Below are 14356 nucleotides of genomic sequence, written 5' to 3'. Positions count from 1 at the left end.
GAGTTGTTGATAGTATTGCGAAATGGCAGGCCCAAATAAAATTCCGAAACAAATGACTGATATTAATACGATTGAAAACAAAAAAATTAGTGCGACAAGATTACTACTGTTTATAATTATTGGGTTTGGAGTGTCTAATATTTTCCGATTTGACATTTTTGATTTAAATAATACATTAGAAGCCAATTATAATTGGAGTTATTTGATATTGGAAGGAATTCTTGAAGGCAGTGGAATATTTATTGCAGGTTTATTGGGATTATTTCTACTAAAAAAACAAAGAAATGTTGACATCTCATTCTTTGGAACATCTAAGGTTAAAAGCTTACTAATGGCTTCTATTCCAACTCTTTTATTAATTGTAATCGGAGTTCAAAATAAATACGGAATAAATTCACATCTATTTGGACTAATTGCTGCTTTTGGAACTTTTGTTTATTGTATAATGGAAGAATATGGTTGGAGAGGTTATCTTCAAGAAGAATTTCGATTTATAAAACCTTTTGCAAGATTTTTGATTATTGGTTTTGTTTGGTATGCTTGGCATTTAAGTTTTCTGACAGAAGCTACTTTGTTTGATAATTTGTTTTTTTTAGGAATATTAATTTTAGGAAGTTGGGGAATAGGACAAATTGCAGAATTAACTAAATCAATTTTAGCTTGTACTTGCATTCACCTTTTGGTAAATGTTTTTATGTACAATCACTTCTTTAATAATGCGTTTAGTGGAACTTCAAAACTTATTATTTTAATAGTTTCCATTTCACTTTGGGTGTTGATACTTATAAAGTGGAAGAAAGACTTAATAATTGAAAATTGATCCTAAACAATACTTACACCAATTAGGATTTTACGAAAAGTGCGTTCAGTGCTCAATTGAACATTATGAATTCTAATAAATTGTTGTGCTTCTAAATCCGCTTCTTCACAAATTCCAAAAACGTTTCATAAAAAATTTAAAAACATATATAAAAGTAATTAGGTATGAAAATAATTAAAATTAGTGTTGTACTACTATTTACAGTTATTTGTTCATCATGTGGCAGTGGAATTGTTGTTTCTAATCTAACAGAAATGAATAAAGTCAAAATAAATACTGTTACATTAATTTCAGATAAAGAAGTCTCCGAAATGAATGGAACAAAAGTTGGAGATGTTTTACTCAAAGAAAATTCTAACTTAAAGTGGAGTTTTCTAAAGAATAAATTAGAAGAAACGGCAAAAAATAATGGAGCAAATTATATCGTAGTCAACACAATTGGGTATAATTTAAAAGGATACGGATTTTATTTAGAAGGACAAATGTATTATTCAGAAAAACCAATAGAGATAAAAGCTGAAAATTGTAAAGTAGGTTTTGTTCGTGATAGATTTGAATCGCTTGTAGGCTCTGCTTTTCCTATAGAAATTATAGTAGAAGGTCAACTGCTAGGCGAATTAAAAAAAGACCAATCTTTACTTTATCAAGCAAAAAATTGTGACGATACAGTAAACATTCAAGTTAATAATAAGAAAAAAGAAGTAGTTTTAAATGGTAAATCAAAATACTACAAAATCGGAAAGCAAACTGCCGGAAGTTCAAGCGGTGGCGGAATTCAAATTGGTATAGGTGGATTATCAATGTTAGAAATAGAAGATGAACTATTAGGAAAGTTACTTTACTTACAGAGTAAATAGTATCAATCTTATTAGTAAATTGATAAACAATATTTTTTATATAACTAAAAATAAATTATTTTATGAAATCCGAAATTTATGGTCATTAAAATTTAAAACAAAAAAAGCTCCGAGTATATCGGAGCTTTTCTTTTTCATAGCAAATTCTTAATTAAAAGTTTGGTAGAATAACTTTATTTATAGCGTGAATTACACCGTTAGATGCTTGAACATCAACAGCAATAATACCGCTAGTTCTTGCTCTTTCATCTGTAATTGTTGTACCAGTAATACTAAATGTTCCTGTTTCTAATGAAGTAATTGGTCCGGCTGGAATTTGGTTAGAACGTACATTGGCTCCACCAACAACATGATACAATAATGTAGTTGTAATTTGTCCTTCGGTTAAAGAAGCAATACCACCTGGTGCTAATTCAGCGTCTAAATCAGCAAATGCAGTATTAATAGGTGCAAAAACAGTGAAAGGAGGATTAATTCCATCAGCATTACCACCTTGGGTTCTACCTAATATTGCTGCAAAATCTGTAGCAGGTGTTAATGTTGTTAATGCAGCTTGTAATGTATCAAAATTTGGATCTGCAACTGCAAAAGTTACAACAGTTGGCAAACCAATTACAGCATCTACCACATGAACTACACCGTTTGATGCAATAATGTTCGCACTACCAGTTACTACAGACGAAACACCATTTAATCTAACTCCTGTAGATTTATTTACATACATGCTTAAGTTATTTCCGTTTGCTTCACCATTAAGAGTCGCAAGTGTCTGAATGTAACCAGCATCAGGTAATTGTGTAGATTGTACAGCACCAGTAACTACGTGATTCAACAAAACTTGAGTTAAAAGAGGAACTGGGACATCTTCTAAATCATCAAATCCGTTTGCTTCTAAAAAGTTTTCAAAAGCTTCATTAGTAGGAGCAAAAACAGTAAGTTGTGTTGTTCCATCAACTGCAGCTACTAAACCTGCACGGTCTAATGCTTGCACTAAAATGCTTAAATCCGGTGTGCGTGATGCAATGGCTGCAATGGTGTTGCTTTGTGGAGCTCCAGCGTCATCATCATCGCTACATGAGAAAGTTGTAATTGCTAAAAAAGCAAAAAATACTGATTTTAAAAATTTAACATTTTTCATAGTTATTGAGTTTTTTATTGTTCGATACAAATATATAAATTATTTTTAATATTGTTTAACTATTTTAGATATAAGATAAACAAAATTGTAAAATATAAATTTTTAAAAGAGGATTGTTTCTTGTTTTATTTCTTATTTTATTAGGATTTATAAGTTTTTTTGTTGATTTAAGCACTCTTAATAATTGTTTAATTTTAACAAAAAATTAATAAACAAAAAATCTTTTTTTCAATATTTCAACCAATTTTTTATCAAGAAATTTTGTTTTAGAAGTTAGTAATAGTATTTTTTTTGAGTTGCTTGATAGCTTAACTATCAAATGATTGAAAAAATCATTTATGAGGTAGTAAGTAGGATTACTTAATTTTTTGAATAATTTTGATTTTAAATAAAGTTTAATTTTAAATTTTCAAATAAATTCTCCTGATCATATACTATTTTTGCCAATGCGTAGTTTTATAAATAAATAACAATAAACTCATGAATATCCAATTTTCTAAAAAAATAGTTCTCTTATTATTTTTAATAAGTTCTGTAATTTTTGCACAAGACAATATCAATCAAGTAGATGAAAAAGGAAATAAGCATGGAATTTGGAAAGGTGTTTATGAAGATACAAAGTATCCCAAATACGAAGGTCAATTTAATCATGGTAAAGAAGTAGGCGTTTTTACCTTTTATGATAACACTAAAGTAAAAAAAATTGTAGCTACAAGAGATTTTTCTGCCAAGGATGGTTCTTGCTATACGATTGTGTTCAACGGAAAACATAAAGTAAGCGAAGGAAAATTAGTCAATAAACTTCATGAAGGCGAATGGAAATTTTATCATCTTAGGTCTGATACCATCATGAATTTAGAGAATTATAAGAAAGGTAAATTGCATGGTGTAAAAAAAGTATTTTATAATACCGGATTAATTGCTGAAGAAACTAATTTTGTTGAGGGTATAAAAAACGGACCTTACAAAAAAGTAGCTGAAAACGGTGTAATTTTAGAAGAAACAAATTTTAAAAATGGAGAGTTGAACGGTCCGGCAATTTTTAGAGAAGCTGCTGGAGATAAATATACAATTGGCGAATATAAAAATGGACAATCGGTTGGAATCTGGAAATTTTACGACAAAGGAAAATTAGTAAAAGAAGAAAACCGTAGCGAAAAGAAAAAAGCCAAACCCAAAACGGCAAAAGGCGAAGCCAAAAGAAAAGTTAAAGCACAGAAACAGTAATTTCAGAAATCGCTACCTTTGCAAAAATTTTTGAAATGAAAAGAGTAGTAGTCGGACTTTCCGGCGGGGTAGATTCCAGTGTTGCGGCGTATTTGTTGAAAGAACAAGGTTACGAAGTCATCGGCTTGTTTATGAAAAACTGGCACGATGATTCGGTGACAATTTCAAATGAATGTCCGTGGTTGGAAGATTCTAATGATGCTCTTTTGGTGGCCGAAAAACTCGAAATTCCTTTTCAAACTGTCGATTTAAGTGAAGAATACAAAGACCGTATCGTTGATTATATGTTCAAAGAATACGAAAACGGTCGAACTCCTAATCCCGACGTACTTTGCAATCGCGAAATTAAATTTGATGTTTTTATGAAAATTGCTCTTTCGTTAGGAGCAGATTTTGTAGCAACCGGACATTATTGTCGCAAAGGAATTCTTGAAAAAGATGGAAAAGAAATCTATCAATTACTTGCCGGAAAAGATGACAATAAAGATCAATCGTATTTTCTATGTCAATTATCACAAGAGCAATTAGCAAAATCATTGTTTCCAATTGGAGAATTAACTAAACCGGAAGTACGTGAAATTGCTTCAAAATTAGATTTAATTACCGCTGAAAAGAAAGATTCGCAAGGATTATGTTTTATTGGAAAAGTCCGATTACCTGAATTTTTACAACAAAAATTACAACCCAAAGAAGGGATTATTATCGAAATTGATAAAAATGATTCGATTTATACTTTACAAAAACCAACTTTTGAATCAATAGAAGATCAACTGAATTTTGATGCTCAACCTTTCCACTATTTGCCAAGTATGGGAAAAATGGTGGGCAAACATCAAGGTGCTCATTATTTCACTATAGGTCAACGAAAAGGGTTAAATGTGGGCGGAACCAAAGAAGGTTTGTTCATCATTGCCACTGATATTGAAACCAATACCATTTATACAGGACAAGCTCATACTCATCCCGGATTATTCAGGAAAGCATTGAAAGTTCAACCGAATGAAATTCATTGGGTTCGCGAAGATTTACGTTTGAATAATGGTGAAACAATGGAAGTTATGGCTCGTATTCGTTACCGTCAAGCCTTGCAAAATGCAACTTTATATCAATTTGAAAGTGGATTGTTTGTCGTTTTTGATGAACCACAATCTGCCATTACAGAAGGACAATTTGTGGCTTGGAATGTGGGTGATGAATTAGTAGGTTCGGGTGTAATTTCGTAAATTCGCATTTCTTAATTATTTGAATTTATGAACAGAATTACATCTCTTTTCAATATAAAATACCCAATTATTCAAGGCGGAATGATTTGGAACAGCGGATACAAATTAGCCAGTGCTGTCAGCAATGCCGGTGGTTTAGGTCTAATTGGAGCTGGTTCGATGTACCCGAATGTTTTGCGTGAACACATTCAAAAATGTAAAAAAGCAACTGACAAACCGTTTGGTGTAAATGTTCCAATGCTTTATCCTAATATTGAAGAAATCATTCAAATTATTATTGAAGAAGAGGTAAAAATTGTCTTTACATCTGCAGGAAATCCAAAAACGTGGACTTCTTTTTTAAAGGAAAAAGGAATTACTGTGGTTCACGTAGTGAGTAGTTCAAAATTTGCATTGAAAGCTCAAGAAGCCGGAGTAGATGCCGTTGTTGCCGAAGGTTTTGAAGCCGGTGGTCACAATGGAAGGGAAGAAACGACCACCTTAACATTAATTCCGATGGTAAAGGAAAACATTTCCATTCCGTTAATTGCGGCAGGCGGAATTGCAACGGGAAGAGGAATGTTGGCTGCGATGATTTTGGGTGCTGATGGTGTTCAAATGGGAAGTCGTTTTGCAGCTTCTACAGAAAGTTCTGCTCACGCTGATTTTAAACAAACGATTATTGATACGAAAGAAGGCGATACGTTGGTTACATTGAAAGAATTAGCTCCCGTTCGCTTGATAAAAAATAAGTTTTACAACGATATTCAGGAATTGTATGCCAAATGTCCAACTCCCGAAGAATTAAAAGAATTGTTAGGACGTGCCCGGGCAAAACGTGGTATGTTCGAAGGCGATTTAGTGGAAGGCGAATTAGAAATCGGTCAAATTGCGGGATTAATTCACGATATAAAACCAGTGAAAGAAATTATTGATTCGGTTATTGGAGAATTTGAATTGGCTAAGAAGGAAGCTGTTTTGCTTTAAGTCATCAAAATAATAGAGTATAAAAGCCGTTCAATTTTTAAGTTGAACGGCTTTTGTATTTTATTGTTGATTACAAATGAATCACTTCACCATAAGCATCAGCCACAGCTTCCATGACTGCTTCACTCATCGTTGGGTGTGGGTGAATTGCTTTTAAGATTTCGTGACCTGTTGTTTCTAATTTACGAGCAACAACTGCTTCGGCAATCATATCGGTTACGCCGGCACCAATCATGTGGCAACCTAACCATTCGCCGTATTTGGCATCAAAAATAACTTTTACAAATCCGTCCGGAGTTCCGGCAGCTTTTGCTTTTCCTGAAGCGGTAAACGGAAATTTACCCACTTTTAATTCATATCCTTTTTCTTTCGCTTGCTTTTCAGTTAAACCAACTGAAGCAATTTCAGGAGTAGCATATGTACAACCCGGAACGTTTCCGTAATCCAATGGTTCAACGTGTAATCCTGCGATTTTTTCTACACACAAAATTCCTTCTGCTGAAGCAACGTGAGCCAAAGCCTGACCCGGAGTTACATCACCAATGGCATAATAACCCGGAATATTCGTTTGATAATAATCGTTTACTAAAATTTTATCACGGTCAACGGCAATTCCAACATCTTCTAAACCAATGTTTTCAATGTTCGTTTTGATTCCAACTGCAGATAATAAAATATCGGCTTCAATAACTTCTTCGCCTTTTGATGTTTTCACAAATGCTTTAACACCATTTCCGCTTGTGTCAATTCGTTCTACCGAAGAACTTGTCATCACCGTAATTCCTGATTTTTTCAACGAACGTTCAAATTGTTTTGAAATATCTTCGTCTTCTACAGGAACAACATTTGGTAAAAATTCAACAATTGTTACTTCTGTTCCCATCGCATTATAAAAACTGGCAAACTCAACACCAATAGCACCGGAACCTACTACAATCATCTTTTTTGGTTGTTCCGGCAATGTCATCGCTTGACGATAACCAATTACTTTTTTACCATCTTGCGGCAAATTAGGCAATTCTCGTGAACGAGCTCCGGTTGCAATAATAATATGATCTGCACTGTATTCCGTTACTTTTCCATCACCTGCAGTAACATCAATTTTTTTGCCTGGTTTTACTTTACCAAAACCTTCGATAACATCAATTTTATTTTTTTTCATTAAGAATTGAACGCCTTTACTCATTCCGTCTGCCACTCCGCGACTACGGTTGATTACGGCTCCAAAATCTTTATCAAATTCTTTTACGATTAATCCGTAATCTGAAGCATGTTTCAGGTATTCAAACACTTGAGCCGATTTTAAAAGTGCTTTGGTTGGGATACATCCCCAATTTAAACACACGCCGCCTAAATTTTCTTTTTCAATAACGGCTACTTTAAAGCCCAATTGTGAGGCACGGATGGCTGTTACATATCCACCGGGACCACTACCTAAAACAATAATATCGTATTTCATTTTCTTTTGAATTTTCGTAATTACAGACTGCGAATTTAATGATTTAATATGTTTTTAAAAAGTTTTTTGAAGACTGTTTTCGGTTGTCCGTTGTCGGTTATCTGTTGTCGGTTATCAGTTGTCGGTGAAAATAACTCGCAACCCGTAACTCGCAACCTTACAACCCGCAACTTTCTACTGTTCCGTTACAAACTGCGAATCGTATAAATTTTTATAAAAGCCTTTTTCGTTTAATAAAAGTTCTGAATGTTTGCCTTGTTCAACGATTTTTCCTTTATCCATTACTATGATTTTATCAGCATTCACAACAGTTGCCAAGCGATGAGCAATCACGATAGAAGTTCTTCCTTTGGTCACTTTTTCAGTGGCTCTTTGAATTAATTCTTCCGAATACGTATCAATCGAAGAAGTGGCTTCATCCAAAATTAAAATACTCGGATTGCTCACATACGCACGCAAAAAGGCAATCAATTGTCGTTGACCCGATGAAAGCATCACACCGCGTTCTTTTACATTATAATCATAGCCATTGGGTAAAGTCATGATGAATTCGTCCACACCAATTTTTTTGGCAGCTTCAATCACATCTTCTCTTGTGATGTTTGGATTATCCAGGGTGATGTTATTCAGAATTGTATCGGCAAACAAAAAGACATCTTGCAAAACCACGGCAATTTGTTTTCTAAGACTTTGTAATTCAAATTCGTTGATGTTTCTTTCATCGATGGAAATAGTTCCGCTATTAATTTCGTAAAATCGATTTAATAAATTAATTATCGTTGATTTTCCTGCTCCGGTTGAACCAACAATTGCGATAGTTTCTCCCGGATTTACTTCCAAATTGATGCCTTTGATGACTTCTTCATCCTCAATATAACCAAAACGAACATCTTGAAAAGATAATTTTCCTTCAAAATGTGGTGCTTCAACTGTACCATTTTCTTGCACTTGATCTTGAATGTCTAAAATGGCAAAAACGCGATTGGCAGCAATCATTCCCATTTGCATCTCATTGAATTTATCAGCAATTTGACGGAGTGGGTTGAACAACATTCCAATCAACATTGTATACGTAAATAAATCTCCAAATGTGGTTGTAGTTTCACCTCCAATCAGAGATAATCCACCAAAATAGACCACAAAAGCTAAAGTGAAATAAGTAACTAAATCGGCAATTGGAAAGAAAATCGAGTTATACCAAACTGTTCTTATCCAAGCTTTGTTGTGTTTGTCATTGATGACTTTAAACTTTTCATAATCAATTTGTTCTCTTGAAAAAAGTTGAACAATTTTCATTCCGGTCACTCTTTCCTGCACAAAAGTGTTGATGTTTGCCACTTGTGTTCGAACTTCCTCAAACGCCGATTTCATTTTTAATTGAAAAATTCGCGTGGCATAAATTAAAATTGGCATGGCTAAAATTGCAATCCACGAAAGCTTCCAATTCATAAAAAACATGACAAAAATAACAGCAACCATTTTCATTAAATCACTGATAATCATGAATAATCCTTGGCTAAAAATACGTGCAATAGCTTCAATATCTGAAACAGAACGAGTTACCAATTGACCAACAGGATAATGATCGTAATATTTCATTTTAAACCGAAGCATGTGGTCAAAAAGCTTGATTCTGATGTCGCGAACAATATCTTGCCCTAACCAATTGGCCCAATAGACAAAGTAAAATTGTGATATAACTTCGAGAATTAATACGATTCCCATCAACATAATATAAAACATCAAGCCATGGCTGTCATGGGTTTTGATGTAATCATCAACTGTGTTTTTTAATAAATAGGGGCGAAGAGCGGCAAAAACCGAAAGTCCGATTGCCCAAAATATCACTCCTTTAAACCGCCATTGATAGGGTTTTGTGTAGAATAAAATCCGTTTGAATAATTGAGTGTCAAATGCTTTCATTCGGTGCTGTATGGATATAAAATTTGGGTTAAATAGAGTCCGTGAGCCGGTGCAGAAAATCCTGCTTGGCTTCGGTTTTTACTTTCGATGATGGTTCGCAACTGTTCCGGTTCAATTTTTCCTTGGCCAATGTTAATCATAGTTCCCACGATTGCTCGCACCATATTTCGGAGAAAGCGATCGGCTGTTATCGTAAAAACCAATTGATTATCTTTTTGTTGCCAAAAGGCATTTTTTATTTTACAATTAAAAGTAAAAACATCGGTATTCACTTTTGAAAAACATTCAAAATCGGTGTATTCTAACAAAATTTTTGCGGCTTGGTTCATTTTTTCCAAATTTAAGGGATAAAAATGATACCAGCTTAATTCATTAATAAAAGCATCTTTAGTGGAGTGAATGTGGTATTCGTAGGTTCTTTCAATGGCATCAAAACGTGCATGAGCTTCAGCATTCACTTCAAAAATAGAATAAATTACGATGTCTTTTGGTAAATAGGAATTCAGTTTTGGAATCCAATAATCACCATCTATCTTCTCTTCAAAATCAAAATGAGCAAACATTTCTTTGGCATGCACACCGGAGTCTGTGCGACCGGCGGCCACAATTTCAATTTTATTTTTAAGTAAAAGAGAAAGTGCTTTTTCCAATGTTTCTTGAACAGATACTGCATTGGGTTGCGTTTGCCACCCGTGGTAGTTGGTTCCGTTATATGCTAGTTTGATAAAGTATCTCATATTTCAATCTACAAAGATAATTGAATTGAAATTGTATCAAATTTACGGAGGATATAATTTTACGTTAAACTTTTTCAGGGTGATAGGTGATTGGTAAAAGGTAATTGGAATTTATTTCAACATAAAAAAGTCATATAAATTTTCTCTTTGTATCTTCGTGCCTTAGTGTCAAAAACATAAAAATTGAAAAAAATCCTTCTTCTTTCTGATACGCATAGTTTTATTGATGAAAAGATTCTGAAATATATTCGTTTAGCCGATGAAGTCTGGCATGCCGGCGATATTGGTGATTTGACTGTGACCGATGAAATTAAAAAACTTAAACCACTTCGGGCTGTTTATGGCAACATTGATAACGATAAAGCCAGAATGGAATTTACGTTGAACAATCGTTTTTTTTGTGAAGGGGTAGAGGTTTTAATTACGCACATTGGTGGTTATCCCGGAAAATATAATCAGGCAATTCGTGACGAACTTAGAAAAAATCCGCCAAAATTGTTTATTTGTGGGCATTCACACATTTTAAAAGTGCAATTTGATAAAACGTTGAATTTACTGCATATGAATCCCGGTGCAGCAGGAATCAGTGGCTTTCATCAAGTGCGAACAATGCTTCGATTTGAAATTGACGGAGAGCAAATTAAAGCGTTAGAAATTATAGAAATGGAAAAGAAAGCTTAATGTGGAATTTGAAGTTTAATGTAAACTAATGTCCCGGCGTTCATTTTAGAATTGATCGTAATTTTTCCTTTTAAGTTTTTAACGCGGGCTTTAATTTGAGTCAGTCCAAAGCCGTCACTGTTGTATGATTTTGAGCTATCAAATCCTTTTCCGTTGTCTTCTACGTTGATTATAATTTGATTATTTCGTTCTTCTAATGTGATGTAGCCACTTGTTGCATTGCTGTGTTTCACAATATTATTCACGAGTTCTGTAATGATAAAATACACCTTAATTTCAAATTCTTCGTTGTATCTTTTTTGGTTGGAACCAAAGTAATTAAAAGTGAAATTTATGATAGAATTTGAATTTTTTTCGCACAAATCTTGCACAGCATAATACAAACCTAATTTTGCCAAAACAGGAGGGACCAATTCATGAGATAAATCACGAACTTGATCATGGGCTTCCTTTAAAAGCGATCTTGCTTTTACAATTTCTTCAGGAATTTCATCTTTATGACCCACCAAATAGGCAGAAAGATGTAGACCTGCGGAAGATAGCAAAGCACTAATGTTATCGTGTAGAACTTCGGAAAGTTTTTTTCGTTCTATTTCCTGACCGTCAATGGAAGCGTTGATAATGTTTTCCTGAATTTCACTATCTAATTCTCTTATTTTATTGCGTTGTTTTAATTGTAAGTTTTGGTAAAAAAAGTAGAAAAGCACCAAACTAAAACCAAACAGAGCCACGAATATAAAGATGATTTTTTTGTTACGGCTTTGTCTTTCTTCTAATTGTTTCGATTTTTCTTTGTATTCATCTTCTACCTTATTGATGTTGTATTTTGTTTCAATTTCTCGAATTTTGTCACTAAGGTTTTCATTATGAAGTTTTTGACTATATTCTAACGCTAACGAATTATATAAATTTGCTCTTTTGTAATCACCTAATTGTTCATAAGCATAAACTAAGTTTAAATATAATTCTACATAATCAAATGAGCTTAAATCATCCTTATAATCAATTTTAATTTTTTCGTAAGTTTCTGCCCCTTTTTTAAAATTGTTCTCATATTGCATATAATAATAGCCATAATTGCTTAATGCAGAGATGATTAATTTTTTGTTATTGTTTTTTATTGCAAAATTATAACTACTATCTAAATAGGATTTAGCCATTACATAGTCATTTTTTATTGTATAGTAAACAAAATGATTATTGTAACTAATCGATAATCCGCTATTAGAATTTGTTATTTTATCAAGTTCAAACTTCTTTTTCATATATATATATGAACTGTCAATTCTCTTTGTTGTATTCAATCGAAATAGATTGTGGTAGATATGAATTAAAGTTGCTGTATCTTTTTCGCTTGTAGCAATATGCTTAGCTTTATAGTAATTTTTAAAAGCTTTAGCACTATCGTTGACAATAGAATAGTGAGTTGCAATTTGTTCTACTATCTCCGCTCTACCTTTTAATTTATTTTTTTCAGAAACAGACAAAGCCCTATAAAGTGTAACAAGTGCTTTATCATGATCGTTTAGTTTACTAAAAAGTTTTGATTTTCTCACTGAAATTTTGCAAAAATCTTTGTATTTCTTTTGTGCTAAATAGTCATCAGATTTTTTTTTCGCATAATTAATTGCTTTTATTAATTCTTTTTTTTCAGAATAATATTCTATTGAGTCAACTTTAGACTGACCTAAAGTAACTGTTAAAGAAAAAAGTAAGAGAAAAATATAAATTAATTTCTTAAGCATTTACATAAATTTTCACTTTTGGTTTATTTGAAGTTCCATCTCCCCAGTCACCTCCGATTTCATTAAAATTTTGTTGCAAAAATTCAATTTCTATCATACCATTATATTGATTGCAAATAACATTATCTGTAATATAATTTGTTGAAGGCTGTATCTGACCTTTTTTTAGTTTTATTGCTACAGTATATACACCATCTTTATGAGTCAATATAGCATTGCAATTGTCAGGAAAAGTGTATGTTAAATTATAACTGTCTGTGTTAATTCTAGCTGTGGAATACGTGCCTAAAAGTTCCATAATTATTGTTTGATTAAGTTGTTTTTGATAGCAAATTTCACAATGCCAATTGTGTTTTTGACATTTAGTTTTTTGATTAAATTTTTTCGATGCGTTTCAACTGTATTTAAACTTATCGATAATTCTTCACCAATTTCTTTTCCGCTGTATTCCAAAGAAATAAGTTTTAAAATTTCAAGTTCTCGGTCTGTTAATGTTGCATTAATAGAAATTTCATTTGTAGAGGGTTCTGTGGCGTTTCCTGAAAATGAACTGAAAATTTTTTCTTGAATATTTTGAGAAAAATAATCTTTTCCGGATGCAACGCTTTCAATCGCCTCAATAATACTCTCGCCGGCACATTGTTTAGATAAATAGCCGTTGGCTCCCAGTTTTAAAACCTCTTTTATTAATTTGATATCGTCATAGCTAGATAGAATAATTACTCTGCAAGAATGATCGGTTGATGAAAGTTCCTTTAGAACCTCTATACCATCTTTTTGGGGCATGTTAATATCCATAATCAAAACATTAGCACCATTTGAAAGTATTTTACTAACTAAATCTACTCCGTTTAATGAATGACCCACTACTTCAAACTTTGAATTTGTTTTAAGAACAGCAAGCATTCCGTCAATTAGAACCTGATGATCATCAGCTAAATGAATTCTTATTTTTTCAGACATGTAATTTTAGAAGTTGGTTTATTACTATTAGGTAATATCAAATGTAGAAAAAAATACGAATGTTTTATGTATTTCGTTTAAAATTTCAAAAGCACTATCAAAATTGAAAAATGTAGTAATTAATAAATAAAAAAAATCCGAACCATTGGCTCGGATTTTTAACGCACTAAAATAAACTAAGTTTACTGTGTTATTTACGTATTCTGCCCGACGATTTTACGAGCTTTTCGTCCTTTTGAATAGCGATGTTGGCTAACGCTAAAAATACGATAGAAAATAAAGGAAGAATTAGCCCAATACCCTTCTCAGACACATGTGGGTCTCCAGATAATTTTGGGGCATACAACACAAATAATAACAATAAAATTATATTTAATATGATGTTCAATCTGTTAATCACAAATTGATGTTGTCTTTTATTATAGGATATGATTGCCAATATAGCTAACAAAGTACTAAAGCTAAAAAGAATGGAAATCGTTAAATCTCCAAGAAAATAAACAGCAATTCTATTTTCATCATACCAAAGAGGAAAAAGGAAAGGTAGTAATCCTGAGCAAATAATTACTCCTAATAAATAAACAGTCTGAATTCGTTGTAGCATCCTTTTTTATTAA

General features: G+C 32.6%; 14 protein-coding genes. 6 read left to right on the top strand and 8 right to left on the bottom strand.

Features of this window, described 5'->3' with window-relative positions:
• Positions 1-52: 52 nt before the first annotated feature.
• Both AC23MC_RS12795 and AC23MC_RS12790 read left to right on the top strand, forming a co-directional pair.
• Positions 53-820, top strand: a complete 768-nt coding sequence (locus tag AC23MC_RS12795; RefSeq protein WP_487568744.1) for a CPBP family intramembrane glutamic endopeptidase — start codon at positions 53-55, stop codon at positions 818-820.
• 164 nt (positions 821-984) lie between these two features.
• Positions 985-1677: a hypothetical protein gene (locus tag AC23MC_RS12790; protein WP_487568743.1), complete on the top strand. Its 693-nt coding sequence runs from the start codon at positions 985-987 to the stop codon at positions 1675-1677.
• Positions 1678-1828: 151 nt separating this feature from the next.
• Here AC23MC_RS12790 and AC23MC_RS12785 read toward each other — a convergent pair whose 3' ends face one another.
• The gene (locus AC23MC_RS12785) at positions 1829-2815 is read right to left on the bottom strand and encodes a fasciclin domain-containing protein (protein ID WP_487568742.1); all 987 of its coding nucleotides are present in this window, start codon (positions 2813-2815) and stop codon (positions 1829-1831) included.
• A 480-nt stretch (positions 2816-3295) separates the two neighbouring features.
• Here AC23MC_RS12785 and AC23MC_RS12780 point away from each other — a divergent pair, with 480 nt between their 5' ends.
• Genes AC23MC_RS12780 through AC23MC_RS12770 form a run of 3 tightly spaced genes read left to right on the top strand, consistent with a single transcriptional unit; the run spans position 3296 to position 6231 of the window.
• Positions 3296-4042 (top strand): toxin-antitoxin system YwqK family antitoxin, encoded by a 747-nt coding sequence (locus AC23MC_RS12780; protein ID WP_487568741.1) that lies wholly within the window; start codon positions 3296-3298, stop codon positions 4040-4042.
• 35 nt (positions 4043-4077) lie between these two features.
• Positions 4078-5265, top strand: coding sequence for a tRNA 2-thiouridine(34) synthase MnmA (mnmA, locus tag AC23MC_RS12775; protein ID WP_487568740.1), 1188 nt, complete (start codon positions 4078-4080; stop codon positions 5263-5265).
• Positions 5266-5292: 27 nt separating this feature from the next.
• The gene (locus tag AC23MC_RS12770; RefSeq protein WP_487568739.1) at positions 5293-6231 is read left to right on the top strand and encodes an NAD(P)H-dependent flavin oxidoreductase; all 939 of its coding nucleotides are present in this window, start codon (positions 5293-5295) and stop codon (positions 6229-6231) included.
• Positions 6232-6301: 70 nt separating this feature from the next.
• Here the strand turns inward: AC23MC_RS12770 and lpdA are convergent, their stop codons facing one another.
• The 3 genes from lpdA to truA form a co-directional block, all read right to left on the bottom strand.
• On the bottom strand, positions 6302-7690 hold the full coding sequence (gene lpdA / locus AC23MC_RS12765; RefSeq protein WP_487568738.1) for a dihydrolipoyl dehydrogenase: 1389 nt from the start codon (positions 7688-7690) through the stop codon (positions 6302-6304).
• Between the two features lie 174 nt (positions 7691-7864).
• Positions 7865-9613, bottom strand: a complete 1749-nt coding sequence (locus AC23MC_RS12760) for an ABC transporter ATP-binding protein (RefSeq protein ID WP_487568737.1) — start codon at positions 9611-9613, stop codon at positions 7865-7867.
• A complete protein-coding gene (gene truA, locus AC23MC_RS12755) occupies positions 9610-10350 on the bottom strand; it encodes a tRNA pseudouridine(38-40) synthase TruA (RefSeq protein ID WP_487568736.1) in 741 nt (246 codons plus the stop codon). Before truA ends, AC23MC_RS12760 begins: the two co-directional genes overlap by 4 nt.
• A gap of 183 nt (positions 10351-10533) precedes the next feature.
• Between truA and AC23MC_RS12750 the strand changes: the two genes are divergently transcribed.
• Complete coding sequence (locus tag AC23MC_RS12750; protein ID WP_487568735.1) at positions 10534-11031, top strand: metallophosphoesterase family protein; 498 nt, start codon at positions 10534-10536, stop codon at positions 11029-11031.
• Here AC23MC_RS12750 and AC23MC_RS12745 read toward each other — a convergent pair.
• From AC23MC_RS12745 to AC23MC_RS12730, 4 genes are all read right to left on the bottom strand, one after another.
• Positions 11028-12776 (bottom strand): ATP-binding protein, encoded by a 1749-nt coding sequence (locus tag AC23MC_RS12745; RefSeq protein WP_487568734.1) that lies wholly within the window; start codon positions 12774-12776, stop codon positions 11028-11030. The two genes, AC23MC_RS12750 and AC23MC_RS12745, sit on opposite strands and share 4 nt — an antisense overlap.
• Entirely contained in the window at positions 12769-13074 is a 306-nt protein-coding gene (locus tag AC23MC_RS12740) for a hypothetical protein (protein ID WP_487568733.1), read from the bottom strand. Before AC23MC_RS12740 ends, AC23MC_RS12745 begins: the two co-directional genes overlap by 8 nt.
• A 2-nt stretch (positions 13075-13076) precedes the next feature.
• Entirely contained in the window at positions 13077-13739 is a 663-nt protein-coding gene (locus AC23MC_RS12735) for a response regulator (protein WP_487568732.1), read from the bottom strand.
• A 190-nt stretch (positions 13740-13929) separates the two neighbouring features.
• Complete coding sequence (locus AC23MC_RS12730) at positions 13930-14343, bottom strand: DUF4293 family protein (RefSeq protein WP_487568731.1); 414 nt, start codon at positions 14341-14343, stop codon at positions 13930-13932.
• Positions 14344-14356 lie beyond the last annotated feature (13 nt).

This window comes from Flavobacterium sp. T50_26 (assembly GCF_057652995.1).
This window is presented reverse-complemented; position numbering and strand designations above follow the sequence as displayed.